This window comes from Pseudobacillus sp. 179-B 2D1 NHS (assembly GCF_045370945.1).
Lineage (GTDB): Bacteria > Bacillota > Bacilli > Bacillales > Domibacillaceae > Pseudobacillus.
This window is the reverse complement of sequence record NZ_JBIQDP010000073.1, coordinates 1-845: the sequence shown is the minus strand read 5'-3', so window position 1 is coordinate 845 and position 845 is coordinate 1. Positions and strand designations below refer to the sequence as shown.

Here is an 845-nt window from a genome sequence, read left to right as displayed (position 1 = left end):
ATTATCGGGGGAGGGCCAGTAGGATTATTCACCGCTTTCTATGCGGGAATGAGACAGATGTCTTGCAAGATCATTGAAAGCTTGCCGCAGCTAGGCGGCCAGCTGTCGGCCCTTTACCCGGAAAAATACATTTATGACGTAGCCGGCTTTCCTAAAGTGAGAGCTCAGGAGCTTGTCGATAATTTAAAAGAGCAAATGAATCAGTTTGATCCGACCGTCTGCCTCGAGGAAGCAGTCGAAGGACTGGAAAAGCAGGAAGATGGTACGTTCAAGCTGACAACGAATGCGGGTACGCACTATACGAAAACAGTGATTATTACAGCAGGGAACGGGGCGTTCCAGCCGAGAAAGCTGGAGCTTGCCGGCTCGGAAAAATACGAAGGAAAGAACCTTCACTATTTTATCAACGACCTGAACCAGTTTGCCGGAAAGAAAGTACAGGTCTTCGGTGGCGGCGACTCGGCGGTGGACTGGGCGCTGATGCTGGAGCCGATCGCCGAGCAGGTGACCATTGCCCACCGCCGCGATAAATTCCGTGCCCACGAGTACAGTGTGGAAACAATGAAGAATTCTTCAGTCAATATCAAAACGCCATTTGTGCCGACTGAACTTGTTGGGGAAGAGAGAATCGAACAGGTCATTCTCCAAGAAGTGAAAGGGGAACAGCAAGAGGTGATCGAGGTCGATGACGTTGTCGTTACTTACGGATTTGTTTCTTCCCTCGGTCCCATTAAAAACTGGGGACTAGACATTGAGAAGAACAGCATCGTTGTCAATTCTCGGATGGAAACGAACATCCCGGGGATTTACGCAGCGGGAGATATTTGTACGTATGAAGGAAAGGT

At 49.6% G+C, this 845-nt stretch carries 1 protein-coding gene; it reads left to right on the top strand.

Annotated elements, in window-relative coordinates; all coding sequences use genetic code 11:
- Window positions 1–845, top strand: an 845-nt coding sequence (locus ACH0BF_RS25080) for an NAD(P)/FAD-dependent oxidoreductase (RefSeq protein WP_406910526.1), incomplete at both ends; no start/stop codon positions are given.